20 protein-coding genes are annotated in these 19,646 nt (G+C 62.9%); 17 read left to right on the top strand and 3 right to left on the bottom strand.

Features of this window, described 5'->3' with window-relative positions:
- Positions 1 to 110 precede the first annotated feature (110 nt).
- The 7 genes from VII69_02720 to VII69_02690 all read left to right on the top strand — a co-directional run bounded on the left by VII69_02720 (position 111) and on the right by VII69_02690 (position 7,420).
- Positions 111 to 1,136, top strand: coding sequence for an ABC transporter ATP-binding protein (locus tag VII69_02720; protein ID HEY5094012.1), 1,026 nt, complete (start codon positions 111 to 113; stop codon positions 1,134 to 1,136).
- Complete coding sequence (locus VII69_02715; protein HEY5094011.1) at positions 1,126 to 2,208, top strand: dipeptide ABC transporter ATP-binding protein; 1,083 nt, start codon at positions 1,126 to 1,128, stop codon at positions 2,206 to 2,208. Before VII69_02720 ends, VII69_02715 begins: the two co-directional genes overlap by 11 nt.
- Positions 2,209 to 2,215: 7 nt before the next feature.
- On the top strand, positions 2,216 to 2,644 hold the full coding sequence (locus tag VII69_02710; protein HEY5094010.1) for a hypothetical protein: 429 nt from the start codon (positions 2,216 to 2,218) through the stop codon (positions 2,642 to 2,644).
- A gap of 136 nt (positions 2,645 to 2,780) precedes the next feature.
- On the top strand, positions 2,781 to 4,946 hold the full coding sequence (topA, locus tag VII69_02705; protein ID HEY5094009.1) for a type I DNA topoisomerase: 2,166 nt from the start codon (positions 2,781 to 2,783) through the stop codon (positions 4,944 to 4,946).
- A gap of 3 nt (positions 4,947 to 4,949) precedes the next feature.
- Positions 4,950 to 6,308 (top strand): methylenetetrahydrofolate--tRNA-(uracil(54)-C(5))-methyltransferase (FADH(2)-oxidizing) TrmFO, encoded by a 1,359-nt coding sequence (trmFO, locus tag VII69_02700; GenBank protein ID HEY5094008.1) that lies wholly within the window; start codon positions 4,950 to 4,952, stop codon positions 6,306 to 6,308.
- Between the two features lie 94 nt (positions 6,309 to 6,402).
- Positions 6,403 to 6,930, top strand: coding sequence for an ATP-dependent protease subunit HslV (hslV, locus tag VII69_02695; GenBank protein HEY5094007.1), 528 nt, complete (start codon positions 6,403 to 6,405; stop codon positions 6,928 to 6,930).
- Between the two features lie 4 nt (positions 6,931 to 6,934).
- Entirely contained in the window at positions 6,935 to 7,420 is a 486-nt protein-coding gene (locus tag VII69_02690) for a GNAT family N-acetyltransferase (GenBank protein HEY5094006.1), read from the top strand.
- Positions 7,421 to 7,507: 87 nt separating this feature from the next.
- Here VII69_02690 and VII69_02685 read toward each other — a convergent pair whose 3' ends face one another.
- From VII69_02685 to VII69_02675, 3 genes are read right to left on the bottom strand one after another with little or no spacing between them, the layout of a single operon-like run.
- Positions 7,508 to 8,908: an NAD(P)(+) transhydrogenase (Re/Si-specific) subunit beta gene (locus VII69_02685; GenBank protein HEY5094005.1), complete on the bottom strand. Its 1,401-nt coding sequence runs from the start codon at positions 8,906 to 8,908 to the stop codon at positions 7,508 to 7,510.
- On the bottom strand, positions 8,905 to 9,204 hold the full coding sequence (locus VII69_02680) for an NAD(P) transhydrogenase subunit alpha (protein ID HEY5094004.1): 300 nt from the start codon (positions 9,202 to 9,204) through the stop codon (positions 8,905 to 8,907). Before VII69_02680 ends, VII69_02685 begins: the two co-directional genes overlap by 4 nt.
- Positions 9,201 to 10,322, bottom strand: a complete 1,122-nt coding sequence (locus VII69_02675; protein ID HEY5094003.1) for a Re/Si-specific NAD(P)(+) transhydrogenase subunit alpha — start codon at positions 10,320 to 10,322, stop codon at positions 9,201 to 9,203. Before VII69_02675 ends, VII69_02680 begins: the two co-directional genes overlap by 4 nt.
- Positions 10,323 to 10,497: 175 nt before the next feature.
- Here VII69_02675 and VII69_02670 point away from each other — a divergent pair, with 175 nt between their 5' ends.
- The 10 genes from VII69_02670 to VII69_02625 all read left to right on the top strand — a co-directional run.
- Complete coding sequence (locus tag VII69_02670; protein HEY5094002.1) at positions 10,498 to 11,277, top strand: hypothetical protein; 780 nt, start codon at positions 10,498 to 10,500, stop codon at positions 11,275 to 11,277.
- 148 nt (positions 11,278 to 11,425) lie between these two features.
- Positions 11,426 to 11,890 (top strand): GyrI-like domain-containing protein, encoded by a 465-nt coding sequence (locus VII69_02665; GenBank protein HEY5094001.1) that lies wholly within the window; start codon positions 11,426 to 11,428, stop codon positions 11,888 to 11,890.
- 5 nt (positions 11,891 to 11,895) lie between these two features.
- Positions 11,896 to 13,305, top strand: a complete 1,410-nt coding sequence (gene hslU / locus VII69_02660) for an ATP-dependent protease ATPase subunit HslU (protein ID HEY5094000.1) — start codon at positions 11,896 to 11,898, stop codon at positions 13,303 to 13,305.
- A 20-nt stretch (positions 13,306 to 13,325) separates the two neighbouring features.
- Positions 13,326 to 13,847 carry a peptide deformylase gene (gene def, locus VII69_02655; protein ID HEY5093999.1) on the top strand — a complete coding sequence of 174 codons (522 nt, stop codon included), beginning with the start codon at positions 13,326 to 13,328 and terminating at the stop codon, positions 13,845 to 13,847.
- Between the two features lies 1 nt (position 13,848).
- Entirely contained in the window at positions 13,849 to 14,763 is a 915-nt protein-coding gene (fmt, locus tag VII69_02650; protein ID HEY5093998.1) for a methionyl-tRNA formyltransferase, read from the top strand.
- A complete protein-coding gene (locus VII69_02645; protein ID HEY5093997.1) occupies positions 14,760 to 16,046 on the top strand; it encodes a transcription antitermination factor NusB in 1,287 nt (428 codons plus the stop codon). Before fmt ends, VII69_02645 begins: the two co-directional genes overlap by 4 nt.
- Entirely contained in the window at positions 16,043 to 16,492 is a 450-nt protein-coding gene (locus tag VII69_02640) for an FHA domain-containing protein (protein HEY5093996.1), read from the top strand. The genes VII69_02645 and VII69_02640 overlap by 4 nt, the downstream gene beginning before the upstream one ends.
- A 37-nt stretch (positions 16,493 to 16,529) precedes the next feature.
- Positions 16,530 to 17,627 carry a protein phosphatase 2C domain-containing protein gene (locus VII69_02635; protein HEY5093995.1) on the top strand — a complete coding sequence of 366 codons (1,098 nt, stop codon included), beginning with the start codon at positions 16,530 to 16,532 and terminating at the stop codon, positions 17,625 to 17,627.
- Positions 17,603 to 18,901, top strand: coding sequence for an FtsW/RodA/SpoVE family cell cycle protein (locus tag VII69_02630; protein ID HEY5093994.1), 1,299 nt, complete (start codon positions 17,603 to 17,605; stop codon positions 18,899 to 18,901). The genes VII69_02635 and VII69_02630 overlap by 25 nt, the downstream gene beginning before the upstream one ends.
- Positions 18,898 to 19,646, top strand: a 749-nt coding sequence (locus tag VII69_02625) for an AMIN domain-containing protein (protein ID HEY5093993.1), incomplete at its 3' end; no start/stop codon positions are given. The genes VII69_02630 and VII69_02625, both read left to right, overlap by 4 nt.

The raw sequence follows: 19,646 nt of genomic DNA, 5'->3' as shown, positions 1-19,646 counted from the left end.
CGCGTGCCGCGTGAAAAATTGGTGCGCAGGGTCGCGCTCGAGCGCGACCTGTCCGTTCTTAGGAGCATCGTCCTAGTCTGATGGCATTATTATCGGTACAAAATCTAGAAGTGACGTTCCGGACGGACGACGGCATTGTCCGGGCGGTCAATGGTTTGTCATTTTCGGTGGACGCCGGGAAAACGCTCGGCATCGTGGGCGAATCCGGCTCCGGCAAGAGCGTGTCGTCCTTGGCGATCATGCGGTTGATCGCCATGCCGCCGGGACGCATTGAAAGCGGCGTCATCGAATTCAACGGCCAGGATCTTTTGAAATTCAGCGAACCGCAGATGCGCGCCATCCGCGGCAACAAGATCTCGATGATCTTCCAAGATCCGATGACGAGCCTCAATCCGGTGCTCACGGTAGGCGATCAAATCGCCGAGACCATCGTGGTTCACCAGAAGAAGAGCAATCGCGAGGCCATGAAGCATGCCATCGACATGCTCAAACTCGTCCGCATCCCCGAGGCCGCCGATCGCGTCAACGACTATCCACACCAGTTCTCCGGCGGCATGCGCCAGCGCGTGATGATCGCGATGGCGCTTTCGTGCGATCCGGAACTGCTCATCGCCGACGAGCCCACCACCGCCCTCGACGTCACCATCCAGGCGCAGATCCTCGACTTGATGCGCGGCTTGCAACAACGCCTGAACTCCGCGATCATCCTCATCACGCACGACCTCGGCGTCGTCGCCGAAGTCTGCGAAAAAGTGCTCGTCATGTATGGCGGCAATATGGTCGAGTACGGCACGGCCGACCAGATATTCCAAGACCCGAAGCATCCATATACTTGGGGGCTGCTTGAGTCGCTGCCGCGGTTGAACGAGAAAGAGCGCACGCGGCTCGTCCCCATCGATGGCCAACCGCCGAATTTGCTCCGGCTCCCGCCTGGCTGCGCGTTCGCCGCTCGTTGCCGGTACGCAAGGCCCGATTGCGCAACCAAGCCGCCGCCGGTCATCGATTTCGGCGACGGCCACCTCGCGCGTTGCGTCTTGTATGAAGACGACAAGAACGTCGACCTCCGCGAATTGCGCGCCACCACGGAGGCCGCAGCCGCGGTCGCGCGCGAACGGACTGCAAGTCATGGCGCCTGAAACCATCGTCGCCCCGACCGCAGTCGGCGTGTCGCCCGACACGCTCGTCGCCGTGCGCGGCCTCGAGAAATATTTCCCCATCATGGCGGGCGTGTTCTCGCGCCACGTCGCGGACGTCAAAGCGGTGGACGGCGTCACGTTCGACATCAAACGCGGCGAGACGCTTGGCCTGGTAGGCGAGTCCGGCTCCGGCAAGACCACCGTCGGACGATGCATCTTGCGGCTGGTCGAGCCCACCAAAGGCCAAGTCTACTTCGAAGGCGGCAGCATCGACGTCACATCGCTCAAGCGCTCGGCCATGCGCGAATTGCGCCGCGAGATGCAGATCATCTTTCAAGATCCGTACGCAAGCCTCAATCCGCGGATGACCGTGGGTGACATCGTCGCCGAACCACTCCAGATCCACAAGCTCGCGTTTGGCAAAGATGTCGACAATCGCGTGAACGAATTGCTGCGCACGGTGGGCCTCGCACCGTATCACGCCAACCGTTACCCGCACGAATTTTCCGGCGGACAACGCCAGCGCATCGGCGTCGCCAGGGCGCTTGCGGTCAACCCGAAGTTCATCGTGGCCGACGAACCGGTGTCCGCGCTCGACGTATCGATCCAAGCGCAAGTCGTGAACCTGCTCCAAGATCTGCAGGATCGCCTCGGGCTCACCTACTTGTTCATAGCGCACGACCTTTCGGTGGTGCGCCACATCTCCGATCGTGTCGCCGTCATGTATGTGGGCAAGCTCATGGAGCTTGCCGATCGCGACGAACTGTACGAGCGGCCGCTTCATCCGTACACGCAATCGCTACTCTCGGCGATTCCCATTCCGGATCCGCGCATCGAGGCGCGGCGCGAGCGCATCATTCTGGAAGGCGATATCCCCTCGCCGGTCAATCCGCCGAGCGGTTGCCGCTTCCACACGCGATGCCCGATCGCGTTCGACCGCTGCGTCACCGAAATCCCGCAGTTCACCGATTACGGCGGCCATTGGGTGGCTTGCCACAAAGTCGAAGAGCTCAAGGGCGATCAGCCGCAGATTCGGCCAACCACGTTGGCGCGCATCGCGCCGGTCGCGTAGGGACGCTATGATTTTCGCCCTCATTGCAGCCGCACTTCTCGCGTCGGGGTCGCCCGACACCCAGCTCGCCGCGTTGCAGAACGCCGCGGCCTTCCATATCTACGTCATGCCGGACTCGGCGAAACTGCAGCAAGTCACTGTGCTGGCCAAAGACGCGCAAGGAAACCCCACCGATTTGCGGCTCGTCTACAGGATGAGCGAGGAGACGCTGAACATCGAAGAGTCCGCGCAAGCCGACAACGGGCCTTCGGTGCAATCGTTCGGTCCGGACGCGCTTTTCGTGAACGGGTTCCCGGCCACGTACACGCGCACCGGACCGTACTTCCGGCAAGAAGGGCACCTGACTTGGGCGGCTTCAGGCGTGAACGTAAAGCTGTCCAGCCTGGACCTTATCGACGTTCCGGCGCTTGTGAACGCGGCGCTTTCGCTCAGGTAAGCCGAGCCGGAGCTGCGTCCGCCCCGCCCTCGTCCATTTGTCCCGCTTTTGACACCCTTGACGGCCTAGTGTATAGTAGGGGGCGTTTGAACGGCGGCCGCAGTTGTCCCATTGCGGCCCTCCCGGAAAGGCCTCATTGACCAAATCACTCATCATCGTGGAATCGCCCGCTAAAGCAAGAACGCTCAAGAAGTTTTTGGGCTCACGCTACCAAGTGCTTCCATCAGTTGGCCACGTGCGCGATCTCCCCAAGAGCCGGCTCGGAGTCGACGTGGACAACAGCTTTGCGCCGTCCTACATCACGATCAAGGGCAAGGGCCCCGTCATCAAAGAGCTGCGGTCGGCGGTTAAGAAGGCATCGCACGTCTATTTGGCTCCCGACCCGGATCGAGAGGGCGAAGCCATCGCTTGGCACCTCGCGGAGCTGCTCAAGCTGCCCGATCCGTTGCGCATCGAACTCCACGAGATCACCAAAAAGGAAGTCGAAAAGGCGCTCAAGCATCCGCGCGCCATCGATAAGGATCGCGTGGACGCGCAGCAGGCGAGGCGCATCCTCGATCGTCTCGTGGGATATAAGATATCGCCATTGCTGTGGGTGAAGATCCGCGGCGGACTTTCGGCGGGGCGCGTGCAGTCGGTCGCGATGAAGATGATCGTCGAGCGCGAGCGCGAGATCGACGCGTTCACCCGTCACAAGTACTGGACCATCGGCGTCAAGCTCTGGCCGCACGGCCATCACAACGCGGAGCACATCTTGCCTGCCGAACTCGTCTCCGTCGATGGCGCGCGAACGGGGCTGGTCGGCGATGCAGCCGCGGCTGTCGGCGGCAAGAGCACATACGTCACCGACGAAGCGGGCGCGAAAGTTTTACAGGCGCGCTTACGCACCGCCGCATTCAAGGTTGCTTCGGTCAAGCAGGCCGAGCGCCGCGATTTTCCGCGCGCGCCGTTCACCACGAGCACGATGCAGCAAGAAGCGTCACGCCGGCTGAAGATGCGCGTGCGAAAGGCCATGCAGATCGCCCAAGGCCTGTACGAAGGGGTCGACATCGGCGAAGAAGGCACGACCGGCCTCATCACGTACATGCGCACCGACTCAACGCGCCTTTCCGACGATGCGCAGGCCATGGCGCGCGAATTCATCATCGGCGCCTACGGCGACGCCTTTCACAGCGGCAAGCAATACAAAGTGTCCGAGGACGCACAGGATGCGCACGAAGCCATCCGCCCGACCGACGTCCGCCGCACGCCCGATGCGCTAAAACCGTTTCTCGATGCTCCGCAACTCAAGGTCTATCGCATGATCTGGGAGCGGTTCGTCGCGAGCCAGATGTCGCCCGCTGTCTACGACCAGACCACGATCGAAATCGAAGCAGACGGTTGCCAATTGCGGGCAAGCGGCAGCGTGCTCAAGTTCGCGGGCTACACGAAACTGTACGAAGAATCGCGCGATGAGGATGCGGAAGAAGACGACGATCGCCGCAAGCATCTGCCGGCGGTCGAAGAAGGACGCACCCTCGACCTGCGCGAGGTCGAGCCGGTCGAGCACGAGACCCAGCCGCCGCCGCGCTTCACGGAAGCCAGCCTCGTCAAAACGCTTGAAGAGAAAGGCATCGGCCGGCCGAGCACGTACGCCACGATCGTCGAAACGATACAAGCCCGCGGCTATGCGCGCTTGCACGAACGGCGCTTTCACCCCGAAGAGATCGGTTACACCGTTGTCGATTTCATCCAGAAGTGGTTCCCGCTGATCGTCAACGAGACGTTCACATCGGAGATGGAAGCCAAGCTCGACCGAGTTGAGGACGCGCACGTGGATTGGGTGGAGGTGCTAAAAGAGTTCTGGCAACCGTTCGCCGCGCAATTGGTCAAGGCTGAGGAAGCCGAGCGCGTCGAACTTGAGGAAGAGTTCACCGACGAGATCTGTCCGACGTGCGGGCGCCCGATGAAATACAAGATGAGCCGGTTCGGCAAGTTCTTAGGGTGTTCGGGCTATCCCGATTGCCAGACCACCAAACAGATCATAAAGGACACGGGCGCGCGTTGTCCTCGCGACGGTGGCCGCATCGTCGAAAAGCGCGGCCGCAAGAGTGGTAAACTATTCTTCGGCTGTGAGAATTTCAACACGCCGGCGAAGTGCGACTTCGTCTTATGGGACCCGCCCATTCCGGAATCGGCGTGCGCGCAATGCAATGCGGTGCTGGTGCGCAAGACCAATCGCAAAGGCAGCCGCGTGGTATGCAGCGCCGCCGCCGATCACGAGACGGGTTGGACCGAGCCGCCGGAACAGCAGTCGGCCTAGGCGGTGCGCCGCCTCAAGATCGTCGGCGGCGGACTTGCCGGCAGCGAAGCCGCATGGCAGGCAGCGGCGCTCGGTGTGCCCGTGACGCTGTACGAGATGCGGCCGGTCAAACAGACCGGCGCGCACAAGACGGCGGCGCTTGCCGAACTCGTCTGCTCCAACAGCCTTCGAGCATCGGCCGTCGAGAATGCCGTCGGACTACTAAAAGAAGAGATGTCTCGGTTCGGCTCGCTTGTCGTCGAAGCGGCTCGCGCGTCGGCCGTGCCGGCGGGCGGCGCGCTGGCCGTGGACCGCGACGCATTCTCCGCGCACGTGGAAGCGCGGATTGCCGGTCAATCGCGCATCGAGGTTCGACGCGAAGAGGTGACGTCGCTCGATCCTGACGAGTTGACGCTCGTGGCGTGCGGACCGCTCGCGTCCGAGGCGCTTGCAAAATCGTTGGCCGATGTATGCGGCGCGGAACAGTTGCACTACTATGACGCCGCGTCGCCGATCGTCGCGGCCGATACCATCGACATGACCCAAGTCTATGAAGCTTCCCGCTACGATAAAGGGGGCGGCGCCGACTATCTCAACATCCCGCTCGACCGCGATCAATACGTCACGCTCGTGAACGATCTCGTCGCTGCGGAGAAGCACGAGCCGCACGGATTCGAGACCGACGCCGCGTCGGGCAAAGTGCCGTTCTTCGAAGCGTGCCTTCCGGTCGAAGAGATGGCGCGCCGCGGTGAAGACACCTTGCGGTTCGGTCCGCTCAAGCCCGTCGGCCTGATCGATCCTCGCACCGGCCGGCGCCCGTATGCCGTGGTGCAATTGCGCCGCGAGAACGCTGCCGGCACCGCATACAACCTCGTGGGATTTCAAACCCGGCTCTCGTGGCCGGCGCAAAAGGCGGCGTTCGGGAAGTTGCCGGGGTTGGCGCAGGCGGAGTGGATGCGCCTTGGCGTGATGCACCGCAACACATTTGTCGACGCGCCGCGTGTGCTCGCGCCCGATCTGTCGCTGCGGCGCGCGCCGAATCTCTTCTTGGCAGGGCAAGTGAGTGGTTGCGAAGGCTACGTCGAAGCGGGGGCCACAGGTATCATGGCCGCGGTGAACGCGGTAAGGCGGCTGCGCGGATCGGCGGAAACGTTCGCGCCGCCGCCGGAAACCGCGCACGGCGCGTTGCTGGCGTATCTGTCCGACGGCACCTCGCACGACTTTCAGCCGCAGAACGTGACGTTCGCATACGTCGCGGCGCTGGACACGCCAGTGCGCGACAAGCGCGCACGCCGTCATGCGATGGCGGAGCGCGCGCTGACCATCATCGACGCGATGGCTGCCGCGCTCGCCGCCGAACGCCTCGCCGCCGTACCTGTGTAGGAGGGCAAGCCCGTACTAGGGCAAGCATCGCTTGCCCCGTTTTTTTCTCCGTTTGTACTAGGGCAAGCAACGCTTGCCCCGTAATGTGCACCGCATGAATCGATCAACAACGATATGCGCCGTCAGACGCGATGGCAAGCTTGCGATCGCCGGCGACGGTCAGGTCACGTTCGGCAACACCATCATGAAGCATAAGGCGCGCAAGATCCGCCGCCTTGGCGACGGCAAGGTGCTCGCCGGGTTTGCCGGATCGGCGGCCGACGGCATCACGCTCCTCGAGAAGTTCGAGGCCAAGCTCTCCGAATTCCACGGCAACGTCTCACGCGCGGCGGTTGAACTCGCGAAGGATTGGCGCACCGACCGATTCTTGCGCCGGCTCGAGGCATTGCTCATCGTCGGCGACACAGCGCACTTGTACGTCTTGTCGGGTACGGGCGATGTGGTCGAGCCGGACGACGACGTCGCGGCTATCGGCAGCGGTGGACCGTATGCGCAAGCGGCCGCACAGGCCCTCGTGCGCAATAGCGCGCTCTCTGCGGAACAGATCGCTCGGGAGGCGCTTGAGATCGCAGCGCGCATCTGCATCTACACGAACTCCGACATCTCGGTCGAGACACTGTAGCGGATTGATCGCGCTTCAAACCGAGCGGCTCGATCTCGAACCGCTGGTCCCGGCGCACGCGCCGGAATTATTTCCCCGCTTGCGCGATGCGACGTTGTACGAATTTCTCGACTCGGAGCCGCCCAAATCGGTCGACATTCTCGAAGAGCAGTACCGGCGATGGGAGCCGCGCAGATCGCCTGACGGGGCCCAAGCGTGGCTGAATTGGGTCGCAAAACTGCGCGGCGCCGACTATGTAGGATGGTTCCAGGCGACCGTGCACGCTGACGGACGCGCCGACCTTGCGTATCTGGTGTTCCCGGAGCACCAGCGACATGGCTACGCGGTGGAAGCGTGTCGCGCAGTCGTCAGTCACATCAAAGAACATTACGCCGCACGAACGATTCGCGCCACGATCGAACCAGCTAACGCCGCATCGATCGCGCTTGCAAAAAAGCTCGGTTTGAAGAAGGCCGGCGAAGATTCGCGCGGCGCGTGGTTTGAATCGTGAATCCGCGCCCGAGCGTGATAGTCTCGTAGACGGGTATCCGTACTAGGGCAAGCAGAGCCGACCATAAAGGTCGGCTCCTACATCGGGCTACGCGGTCGGCACCGCCGCCGCTAGCGCGCTCACGGTGGCCTTCGCATCGCCGAACAGCATCATGCACTTCGGATTCTCGTACAGCGGATTGTCGATGCCCGCGAAGCCGGGGTTCATGGACCGCTTGAGAACCACGATGTTTTGCGCCTTGTCGACGTCGAGGATCGGCATGCCATAGATTGGGCTCGTCGTCACGTTGCGCGCCGCCGGATTGGTGACGTCGTTGGCGCCGATGATCAGCGCGACGTCGGCGTGTTCGAACTGCGGATTGATCTCATCCATCTCGTGCAACTGCGAGTACGGCACGTTCGCCTCGGCGAGCAAAACATTCATGTGGCCGGGCATGCGCCCCGCGACCGGATGGATGGCGAACTTCACGTCCACGCCGCGCTTTTCAAGGTTGGCCGAGAGTTCGCGCACGGCGTGCTGCGCCTGCGCAACCGCCATTCCGTAGCCCGGCACGATGATGACGCTCCGCGCATACGCGAGAAGGGTGGCGACGTCTTCGACCGACGCGGACCGGACGTTGGACGCGCTTGCCGCGGTGCCAGGCGCTCCTGCGTCGACCGCTGCAACGCTGCCGAACGCGCCGAAAAGTACGTTCCCGATGGAGCGGTTCATGGCTTTGGCCATGAGCATGGTGAGCAGCGTTCCGGATGCGCCGACCAGGGTACCGCTGATGATCAGGACGGTGTTCGACAGAACGAAGCCGGTGATGGCGACGGCAACGCCGGTGAACGAGTTGAGCAACGAGATGACGACCGGCATGTCGGCGCCGCCGATGGGCAGCACCACGAGTATGCCGAGCAGCGCGGCCGCGACCACCAATCCGATGAAGAACGCCGGATCGAGGTTGCCCATCGAGAGCCAAACCGCAAGACCGACCACCGACAGCGCGATGAGCGCGTTGACGATCTGCTGCCCCGGATAGGTAATGGGGCGTCCCGGCATCAGTTCTTGTAGTTTTGCAAACGCGATCAGGCTGCCAGCGAACGAGATGGAGCCGATGATGAGGCTCAGCACGACCGGCACCATGTCGGCGGCCGATGCGCTTCCGTACTCTGATAACTTGAGGAACTCGCCGCCGGCGACGAGCGCCGCCGCCCCGCCGCCCGCGCCGTTGAACAGCGCGACCATCTGCGGCATGGCCGTCATCTTGACCGCGCGCGCCGTGAAGTAGCCGATGGCCGCGCCGACAACGCCGCCGGCGATGAGGATGGGCCACGTGACGATATGCTGATCGAGGCAGGTGGCCGCCACCGCGATGACCATGCCGATCGCGGCAAGCGTGTTGCCGCGCTTTGCATTGGCAGGCGAGCTTAAGAACTTCAGACCAATGATGAAGAGAATGCCGGTGACGAGGTAAGCCAGCGCGAGCGACGTGTCCAGCGCGCTCATTGCTTCGGCCCCGGTTTCGCTTTGAACATCTGCAGCATCCGGCCGGTGACGGTGAATCCGCCCACCACGTTAATAGCCGCCAGCACCATCGCGGCCGCGCCGATGACGGTGCCTGTCGTCCCTCCGATTGCGGCGCCGGCCACCAGCATCGCACCGACGACGACGATGCCGTGAACAGCGTTCGTGGCCGACATGAGCGGCGTGTGCAGCATCGACGGCACTTTCGAGATGACCTCGAAGCCGACGAAGACCGCGAGAACGAGAACGGTGAGTTCGAACAGTAGCGTTTCGGTCATGCCGCTCCTCCGGTCGCGAGTTTTGCCACGGCCTCGTTCACGATCGCGCCGTCGCGTGTGATGCACACGCCTTTTGTGATTTCATCGCTCATGTCCACATTGAGCGCGCCGTCCTTCACCAGATGCGTGAAGAGCGCATTGACGTTTTTCGCATAGAGCTGGCTTGCGTGCTGCGGCATGGACGATGGTACGTTGAACGGCCCGAGGATGTGGACATCGTGCGCGTCGATATTCTCACCGGGCTTGGTGCATTCGCAATTTCCGCCAGCCTCAGCGGCGAGATCCACCACCACCGAACCCGGGCGCATGGCTTTCACCATCGCGTCGGTGATGAGGAGCGGCGCCTTGCGCCCTGGCACGAGCGCTGTGGTGATGACGACGTCCGAGTCCGCAACGGCCTTTCCTAACGCTTCGCGATTGGCGGCTTGTTCGTCAGCCGTAAGCTCGCGCGCGTATCCGCCGGATCCTTCCCCGGTGATCGGCGGCGAGATGAAAGATGCGCCTAGGCTTTCAACTTGTTCTTTCGTGGCCGCGCGCAGATCGAATCCGGTGACGACTGCTCCAAGCCGGTGTGCGGTCGCGATTGCTTGAAGGCCGGCGACGCCGGCGCCGAGCACGAGCACGCGCGCGGGCCGGATCATGCCTGCCGCGGTCATGAGCATCGGGAAAAACTTCGGCAGTGCGTTGGCCGCCAAAAGCACCGACTTATATCCGGCGACGGTGGATTGCGACGAGAGCGCGTCCATGCTCTGTGCGCGGCTGATTCTCGGTATGGCATCCATGCTGAACGAAGTCACGCCCTGTTTTGCCAGCGCGGATGCGTCGGCTGGATACATCAGCGGCTGAAGAAACGCGATGAGCGCGCTGCCTTTGCGAAGACCTGCGATCTCTGAAGCGTTGGGTCGCTGCACCTTTAAGACAAAATCGCCGCCGCCATATAGCGTGGCCGCATCGGGAGCGATGGTCGCGCCCTCATTCCGGTAGGCGTCATCTAGAAAACCGGCCGCGGCGCCGGCTCCCGATTCGACGCTGACCTGCAGCCCGGACTTCACAAGCCGGCCCGCTATATCCGGGGTCACCGCTACGCGACATTCCCCAGGGGCGGATTCCTTCGGCACGGCAACGTTCAATGAGCGCCCTCCTCTAGTGTCGGACGGGCGTCGTATTCTGCCGATTGGCAAGAAATCTTCTTCAGAGAGTTCTCATCCCTCTCATCCGATTGTCATCGGCCTTTCATTGCGCGCGCACTTAAGGCCGTATAATATAAAGATAAGGTAGGAAACGGAGAAAGTCATGAAACGAGTCGTCGTCTCCATCGCGGTGCTCGCTGCCGCGCTGTGCCTGTTCGGGGCCGTCAAGGCGTCTTCGCATGCGGCAGTCACGCCCGTCAGCTGCGGCGATTCGTGCGATATGTCGAAGCATCAGGTCGCGATGAGCGGTTCGATGACGATGCCGCAAACGGCCGCCGAATCATCCGACATGTCGATGGGACCGCATATGAAACTGTCGCCGACGCGGCCTATGCAGTCCGGCGATCAGGCGCGCGCAAACGCGGTGGTGGCCACACTTCGCACGACGCTTGCCAAGTACCAGGACTACCGCGTCGCCGAAGCCGACGGCTACGTGCAATTCTTGGCGAAGGTCAAACAGCCTCGCTACCATTTCACGAACAGAAGCAACGCCATGGCGGCCGAGCGCGGTTTCGACGCTACCCGCCCGACATCGCTTCTCTACGAAAAGGACGGCGACGGATACAAGCTCATGGGCGCGATGTACACCGCGCCGAGATCGGCAACGCCGGATCAACTCGACGCGCGCTTACCGCTGAGCATCGCGCGTTGGCATCAGCACGTCAATATCTGCTGGGGACCGCCCGGAACAAGCAAATCGCAATATCTGGGCGCGGGCGCGCAATTCGGATTGCTCGGATCGATCAACACGCTGACCGCGTGCGACGCCGCGAACGGACGGTTCCAACCGGTATTGTTCAACTGGATGGTTCACATCTATCCGTTCGAGACCGACCCGGCCAAGATGTGGCGCGTCGACATGCCGGGCTCGGACCAAGAGTAAACCCAATTCCGATTATGTAGGAGGGCAATCATCGCTTGCCCATGGGTGAGCGTTGCTCACCCTCCTGCAGAACTGGGCATGCGAGGCTTGCCCTAGTACAGCCCCCACGTGGCGGGGTGAGGCAACCGACGCCCAGAATAGCTGGGCCATGGCCTACGAAATCGCAACGAAGACTGTCGCCGCACAACCTACGCTCTTTGTTCGCGGCGCGACGACCATTCCACAAATCGCGCAATCGATCGGCGAATTTCTCTCGGCCGTCGGCGGCCATCTGCGCGAGCACGGCATCCAGCCGGCCGGCATGCCATATACGCGGTATCATAAGATCGACGGTGCGAATATCGACCTCGAAGCCGGGATGCCAATCGCAAACGCGGCGGATGGCAGCGAGCGAGTCATCGCCGGAGAACTCCCTGCGGGGCCGGTAGCTTCGACCGTGCACATCGGACCGTACGAACGCTTGCCCGACGCTGGCGCGGCGCTCGCCGATTGGGCCGCCAAGAACGGCAAGCGCCAAGCCGGGCCGAATTGGGAGATCTATCTGAACGATCCGACGGAAGTCGCCGGTCCGCACGAGTACCGGACGGAAGTCGTCATGCCTCTCGCGCAGTAATAGACATGCATCCGCAAGACCTCACACCAGCGCGCATTGTCGCCGAACTCGACCGTTACATCGTGGGCCAGGCTCAAGCCAAGCGCGCAGTGGCAGTCGCGTTGCGCAACCGGTACCGCCGCGAACGCCTGCAGGGCGAGATGCGCGACGAAGTCATTCCGAAGAACATATTGATGATCGGTCCCACCGGCGTCGGCAAGACCGAGATCGCGCGCCGGCTTGCGGTGCTCGTCAGTGCACCGTTCGTAAAAGTCGAGGCTACGAAGTATACAGAGGTCGGCTACGTCGGGCGCGATGTGGAATCGATGGTCCGCGATCTGGTCGAGGCCGCCATCCGCATGGTGCGAGCCGAACGCATCGCTGAAACCGGCGATGCAGCAGAAGAACTAGCGCTCGAGCGTCTTGTGGACATCCTCGAGCCCTCCACGAAGGCACATTCCGCCGCGGCTAATCCCTTGACGGGTCTGTACGCTATGCTCGGCGGCCCGCAGCAGAGCGCGGCCGCGGACGCGCCGGCCCCGCCGCGCTCGGAGGACATCGAAGCTAAACGCCGCCAGACCAAAGACGAACTTCGTTCGGGATTTTACGACGTCCGGATGATTGAAATCGAAACGGAAGAAACGCCTCAGATCGTCGGTGCGTTCGGCGGCGCGCAGATGGACGAGATGGGAAGCAACATGGGCGATATTCTCGGATCGATCTTGCCGAAGAAGCGGACCAAGCGGCGGGTCACCGTCGCCGACGCGCGCCGCGTTTTCACCCAAGAAGAAGCGGCGAAACTCGTCGATACCGAGGTGCTCAAGCGAGAAGCCGTGCGGCGCGCGGAAGAGAACGGCATCATCTTCGTAGACGAGATGGACAAGATCGCTGGTGGCGGCGATGGTTCGCGAGGACCCGACGTCTCCCGGGAGGGCGTCCAGCGCGATATACTTCCTATAGTGGAGGGATCGACCGTCATCACCAAACACGGTCCGGTGAAGACGGATCACGTGTTGTTCATCGGAGCCGGGGCGTTTCACGTCAGTAAGCCGAGCGACCTCATCCCAGAACTGCAGGGTCGTTTCCCAATCCGCGTCGAGTTGGACAGCCTCACCAAGGACGACTTCAAAACCATTCTCACGCAGCCCAAGAACGCGCTGATCGAGCAATACCGCCAGCTCTTGGCCACCGACGGCGTGACGCTGTCATTTCCGGATGACGGCATCGACGCCATCGCCGAACTCGCGACGCTCGTCAACGAGCGCACCGAGAACATCGGCGCGCGCCGCCTCCACACGATGTTGGAGCGGGTGCTGGAAGGCGTATCGTTCGAGGCGCCCGAGCGCGCCGGCGATGTGGTCGTCGACCGCGCATACGTGGAGGAGCGTCTCGCGGACATCGTCAAAGACCACGATTTGTCGCAGTATATACTGTAATCCCGGCACAACGGAGAGCAATGGCCTACAAACGCCGCATCGTCATCGAGCCCGATCCGATCCTTCGCAAAGTGTCGAAGAAGGTCAGCGAGCTCGAATTGAAGATGCCGCTCACCCAGCAACTGATCGATGACATGTTCGAAACCATGTACGAGGCGCCCGGAATCGGTCTTGCCGCACCGCAAGTCGGCATCGCCAAACGCATCATCGTCGTCCATGTCGGCGAAGACGAGGGGCCGTTCGCGATCATCAACCCCGTGCTTTCCGATTTCGAAGGCGAATCCGTGGCCACCGAAGGCTGCTTATCCATACCGGGAAAGATCGGCGACGTCACGCGAGCGGAGAAATGCACGGTGACCGGCCTCGATCGTCACGGCAAGAAAATGCGTCTCGAGACTGAGGGCATGCTCGCCCGATGTTTTCAGCACGAAGTCGATCACCTCGACGGGATCTTGATCATCGACAAAGCCACCGACATCCGCGAGGCCGTTCCAGTCGAAATTCAGGCGGAGGCCGAGGCCAGTCACGAACTACAGGCCTAAAGTGGCAAAGGCACTTCGCGTCATTTTCTTCGGCACGTCGGCCTTTGGCGTGCCGATTCTGCGCGCACTCGCAGATGAGCACGACGTCGTCCTTGCGGTCACGCAACCCGACAAACCATCGGGTCGCGGATTGTCCATGTCGCCATCGCCGGTCAAAGATGCAGCGTGCGAAATCGGGCTCGCGGTTGAAACGCCGGTGAAACTGGACGGTGACTTCGTGAGACGCGTGATCGCACTTCAGGCAGACGCGCTCGTGTGCGCGTCGTACGGGAAGATCCTTCCCGCCGCGCTCGTCACGAATCCAGCGATGCCGGCGCTCAACGTGCATCCAAGCGCGCTGCCGAAGTACCGGGGTGCGACGCCGATCCAGGCGGCATTGCTCGCAGGCGACGCGACCACCGCGGTCACGATCATGTGGATGGCGGCGCGCATGGACGCCGGCGACATCGCGCTGCAAGCCGCGACGGACATCGAGCCCGACGAGAATTACGGGGCGCTGCACGACCGTCTGTCGGAGATCGGCGCGCGAGCGCTGCTCGCCGCACTCGATCTACTTCATCGCGGCGAACTTGTGCGCATGCCGCAAGATGAATCACAAGCGACGTACACGCGGCCGATCTCAAAGCCGGACCTCGAGCTTCGATTCACGGAGCGGTCGCAAGAGCTCGCCGATCGCGTGCGGGCGTTTTCTCCCAAACCAGGCGCGTGGATCTCGCACGAAGGGAGGCGGCTGAAAATCCTTGCCGCATGTTCCGAAAGCCGCCCGCCCACAGGACCGCCCGGCACTTTGAGCATGACCGCGGACGGTGAGCCGATCGTCGCCACGGTAGACGGCGCGCTGCGGTTGACAACCGTCATTCCCGAAGGCAAACGCCAGATGAGCGGCCGAGAGTTCGCGCGCGGGCTTCGCGTGTGACCGCACGTGACGCCGCATTGCGTTCGCTCTTGCGGGGCGGCGATTCAACCGGCGACCTCGACGCCGAACTAAAAGTCGCAAAGCTCGCTCCGCGCGACGCCGCGTTCGCCACCGAACTCGCTTACGGCACCCTCAAGATGCAGCGTGCACTCGCGTGGTCGGTGCAGACCGCGCTTCGCCGGCCGCTCGAAAGCCTGGACCCGCCGCTGCGCTGGGTTCTGCTGCTCGGCGCGTATCAATTGCTGTATCTCGACCGCGTGCCCGCGCACGGCGCGGTGGACGAGAGCGTGAAGCTCGCGAGATCGCACGGCCACGCGGGTACGGCCGGGCTCGCCAATGCTGCGTTGCGAAAGATCGCGATCGAGCGGCTCAAGCCGCCGCGGCCATCCGCTGACGATCCCGCGAGCGCGCTCGGCATCTACGCATCGCTTCCCGATTGGATCGCCGCTCACTTCATCGCCCGCTTCGGATTCGACGACGCGCTGCGTGCCGCCGAAGGACTCAACGGTGCGCCGCGGCGCGCGGTGCGGATGAGCGCGGGTCAGAGCCCGCCGCCCGGCGCGAAACCCGGCCAATACGGCGTGCCGGAAACCGCGATCGTCGATTCCCTCACCGACGCCGCTCGCGCATATACGGTCCAGAGCGAAGAGAGTCAGTTGGCGGTGCACCTTCTCGACCCGCAGCCGGGCGAAACGATCCTCGATATCTGCGCAGGAAGGGGCGTCAAGACGGGCATGATCAACGGACGCCTCGGCGGCCGCGGACGCGTGGTGTCGGTGGACGATGACGATTCGAAGCTTGCCGTCTTGCGCCGAGACGGCGCGCGCCAATCCAGCAACACCGTGGTGCGCGCGGACGCTCGCACGGCATTGCCTGATTCGGTGCCCGACGGCGCCGACCGTGCGCTCGTGGATGCGCCGTGCTCCGGGTTGGGTGTGCTCGGGCGGCGCGCCGATGCTCGCTGGCGAAAGCGGCCGGATGATCCGGCAAGATTCTCGCCTGTTCAGCGAGCGATCCTCGCAAGCACGGCGGCCAAGGTGAAACCAGGAGGCACGCTGGTCTACGCGACGTGCTCGACGCATGAGAAAGAAGATGAAGAGACGGTCGACGCGTTTCTCGTTTCGAACCGGGAGTGGCAAGCAGTCCCGATCACCCTCGCTCGGGAATCCCCGGAAGGAACCGGCTCTGAAATTCGGATGCGAGGGCCGTATCTGCAGATCGTTCCGGGCATTGACGGCGCCGACGGATTTTTCTACGCCCGGCTTGAACGTCGGCCGGCATGACCGATCCGCTGGTCATCCGTTGGGTGTCGCTCGCTGTGACGGTGGCGATCGCGGCTGTCGCGCTGTGGGCGTTTGGAGACGGCCGGCATCGCCGCCGGACGCCTCGCGATCCTGAAGAAAGCGTCGGTCGCCTCGTCGCCCGCATCGAAGTCCGCAGACCAGGTCAACCCGTGCAGCGGGTCGATGTTGAGAACGGCGCACTGTTGGGTCGAGCTCGTGATTGCGTTGTTCCCTTCGACGACGCTGCCGTAAGCAAGTGGCATGCACGCCTGCATTGCGATGGCACCATCGCCAGCATCGAAGACCTGGCGTCCACAAATGGGACCTTCGTCAACGGCGAACGAATCGAAACACCTACTGCGCTCCGGCGCGGCGACAGGATTGGCCTCGGAACCAACCAAATTGTGTTCCAAGGAATCGCGCGATCGGGGCGCGCGCATCACTAGCCTTTTCGAAAGGTCGTCGGCTCGGATGGAAGTCGCGGTGACCACCGACGTCGGTACAGCCCAGCGGTTAAACGATGATGCTTGGTGCGCGGAACAGCTGCACAAGAACGTCACGTTACTCGCGGTTGCCGACGGATTCGGACGTCCACAGGGCATGTCCGCGGCCACGGTCGTCATCGACTCCGTACGAGATCATGTTAGGCGCGAGCTGCGCCGAGCGACGGTTCCGTCGCGCAGCCTCACTCGCAACGACTTGCGCGAGCTTCTCGTCGGCGCGTTCGCCGACGCCAACGATCGCCTGCTTCGCATAAGCGGAGGCAGCGACGATTATGTCGGCTCGGGGTGCACCTGCAGCCTCGTGTTGATCGTCAGCGACGAAGCGTTCGTCGCCCACATCGGAGATTCGCGCGCCTACCTCATGCGGCGCGGCGAACTCGTGCAGCTCACCACTGACGAATCGATCGTCACCGACTTTGTCCCCAGCGGAACGGGTCAGGGGGCGGATCGTCTCAGCATTGCGCCGCCGCTTCTCACGCGCGCGCTCGGCCTCGAGCCGGCCGTGAACACGCCGCCAAAAATAACGCACTACACGCTCTTCCCACACGACGCCTTGCTGCTCTGCACCGACGGTGCTTGCCGGGGCGTCGCGCGAAACGATCTCCACACCTACGTGAGCGCTAACGACCGGCCGAATTTGATCGCCGAGCGCATCGTCGGCGGTGCGCGCGCGCTTGGGAGTTCCGACAACGCCACCGTCGTGTTCGTGCGCGACGCCACCGAGCACGGCACGCAAAAAGATAAAGTCGGATTGCGGCGCAATTCGCGCATGCAAATCGCCGCGCTGTTCCTCGCGTTCGGCCTATTTTGGGTGGCCACGCTCGCCGCCGTCGCCGTGCGCGAATCCGACAGCCACCTCTACCTCGGCGTCGATCAAGGCGGCTCGGTCACGCTGTACGGCGGGCTTCCGATATCGGTGCTTGGCGTGCCGCTCCATGTCGAGCGCGGCCATCTCGGCATTCAAGCTTCAACGTTGAGCGCGTCGGCACGCAGCGAGATCGGCGCTGGTCTGCCGGTGAGCTCCGTCGACGAAGCGTATTCCATCGTCAATCAGTGGCGCGAGCACTCGCTGCGATAAACTCACTTCGGTTCAGGCGAAGCGACGCGCCGCTCTTCGTGGTGGTGGCCGGATGCGCCATTGCTCTCATCGTTTTGCTCCCGCTTGACGGCCCGATCGCTTGGTGGCCCATCCCGCTCGTCGGTGCGGGCTTCTTGATTTGGGGCATGACTGAACCGGACGGCGATCCGGCCCTGCTGCCGTTGGTGGCGGCGTTGTGCTGCGTCGGATTGCTCGTCGTCGCGCGTCTCGACGCGGACCTTGCGGGCCATCAAGCGCAATGGATGTTGCTGGGAATCGCGGTCGTGCTGGTCTGCCGTCCGCTCTTCGCGCGCTATCGCCGCCTCGCGGCCGTCGTCTATCCGTGGGTGGCGGCGTCGCTGTTGCTGTTCGTCTTGCTGCGGTTTTTCGGCCATGAGGTCAACGGGGCCCGATTGTGGTTCAGCATCGGACGGTTCAACGCGCAGCCAGTCGAAATCGCGAAGCTGTTCATGGTGTTCTTCATGGCGGCGTATCTCGCCGAGAACGGCCTTGCGATCGCAGCCACGCCGCTCACCCATCTCAGAGAGAATGCGCGGCTGCTCGGCCCGCTCGTGCTCGGTTGGGGCATCTCGATCGTCAGTCTTGCGTTTCAGCGCGACGTGGGGATGGCGGCGCTCTTCCTCGGCATTTTTCTCATCATGCTCTACGCGGCGTCGCGGCGCGCAGATCTCGTTTTCCTGTTCGCGATGATCTTCGCGGCCGGCGCGTGGTTCGTCGCCGCGCACTACTCGTATGTCGGCGCGCGCGTTGAAGGATGGCTCGATCCATGGAGCGATCCGCTCGGACGTGGTTACCAACCCGAGCAAGGGTTCTTTTCGTTGGCTGCAGGCGGACTGCTTGGAACAGGTTATCATTTGGGGCAGCCCGGTTTCATTCCGGACGCGGCCACCGATTATGTATACGCGGCCTGGGCTGAGGAATTCGGCTTGCTTGGCGGATTCGCGCTCCTAGCGCTATATCTCTCGCTCGTCATGCGCGGTCTACGCATCGCGTTTTTCGCAGACGACCGATTCACAGGATTGCTAGCGACGGGATTCGCGGCAATCCTGGGAATTCAGGTATTTGTTATCGTAGGCGGTGTCGTAGGCCTCGTGCCGCTCACCGGTATCACGCTGCCCTTCGTCTCATATGGCGGCTCTAGCATGGTGGCCAACATCGTGATGATTGGCTTGCTACGCTTGTTCAGCGTCCATTCATCCGACGATGCGCGTAGGGCAGGCACGGGCCTCTCAACCGCGAAGCCAAACCCATGAATAGCGTGCGATCGATCATCACCGCGTTGAGCGTGCTGATCGTCGCCTTGGCCGGTCCTGCGCTCGCCGCGGCACCGGTGCTGGTCGGAATCCAATCGCAGCAACTGCCGAACGGGCACACGCGGGTGCTCTTGCAGTTCAACGGCCAGGTCGCCATGCGTCCGAGCACGGTGGCGGCCACCACGAACTACATATTACAGATAACGGGCGCCAGCGCGTCGCCAAACGTGCCCACGCTCGAGTCGGTGAATGTAGGGAACGTGCAGACGGTCGCACTGCAGCAATTCGGCACCACGTTGACCATCACGTTCGCGCTCACGTCGCCCGTGCATCCGCTGATCTCCACATCGCCCGGCGGCGTCTACGTGGTCGACGTGCCGCCGGCGCCGGGCCAGCAGCCGCAGTTCGGCAGTCCGCAGTCATCGTACTCGCGCCCGACACCGGCGCCGAGTTCGAACGTGCAAGTCACAAAGATGATTCGGTTGCGTTATGCAGACGTCTCCGAAGTCGTCGGCATTTTGACGAACGCCAGCGGGCAAGTGGCGCCGTCGTCGGTGTTCAATCCGCAGCCGAGCAACGTCGGCGTCCAAGAGGGCGGCTTCGGTCAGAACGGCGTCTCTCAAGGCGGCTTCGGTCAAGGCGGGTTCGGCCAGGGCGGATTTCAGGGAGGCTTCCAAGGCGGATTCGGTCAGCCATCCATCGGCGGCTACAACCAGTCGCCGTTCGGCGGCAATGGTTACGGCAG

Source organism: Candidatus Eremiobacteraceae bacterium (assembly GCA_036511855.1).
Taxonomy (GTDB): domain Bacteria; phylum Vulcanimicrobiota; class Vulcanimicrobiia; order Eremiobacterales; family Eremiobacteraceae; genus JABCYQ01.
The sequence above is the reverse complement of the archived record's forward strand: the minus strand, read 5'-3'. Positions and strand labels throughout refer to the sequence as shown.

Coding starts and splice junctions, on each gene's coding strand:
- VII69_02715 (HEY5094011.1), top strand. CDS start 1,126: ATGGCGCCTGAAACCATCGTCGCCCCGACCGCAGTCGGCGTGTCGCCC.
- VII69_02710 (HEY5094010.1), top strand. CDS start 2,216: ATGATTTTCGCCCTCATTGCAGCCGCACTTCTCGCGTCGGGGTCGCCC.
- hslV (HEY5094007.1), top strand. CDS start 6,403: ATGAATCGATCAACAACGATATGCGCCGTCAGACGCGATGGCAAGCTT.
- VII69_02685 (HEY5094005.1), bottom strand. CDS start 8,908: ATGAGCGCGCTGGACACGTCGCTCGCGCTGGCTTACCTCGTCACCGGC.
- VII69_02680 (HEY5094004.1), bottom strand. CDS start 9,204: ATGACCGAAACGCTACTGTTCGAACTCACCGTTCTCGTTCTCGCGGTC.
- VII69_02670 (HEY5094002.1), top strand. CDS start 10,498: ATGAAACGAGTCGTCGTCTCCATCGCGGTGCTCGCTGCCGCGCTGTGC.
- VII69_02665 (HEY5094001.1), top strand. CDS start 11,426: ATGGCCTACGAAATCGCAACGAAGACTGTCGCCGCACAACCTACGCTC.
- hslU (HEY5094000.1), top strand. CDS start 11,896: ATGCATCCGCAAGACCTCACACCAGCGCGCATTGTCGCCGAACTCGAC.
- def (HEY5093999.1), top strand. CDS start 13,326: ATGGCCTACAAACGCCGCATCGTCATCGAGCCCGATCCGATCCTTCGC.
- VII69_02640 (HEY5093996.1), top strand. CDS start 16,043: ATGACCGATCCGCTGGTCATCCGTTGGGTGTCGCTCGCTGTGACGGTG.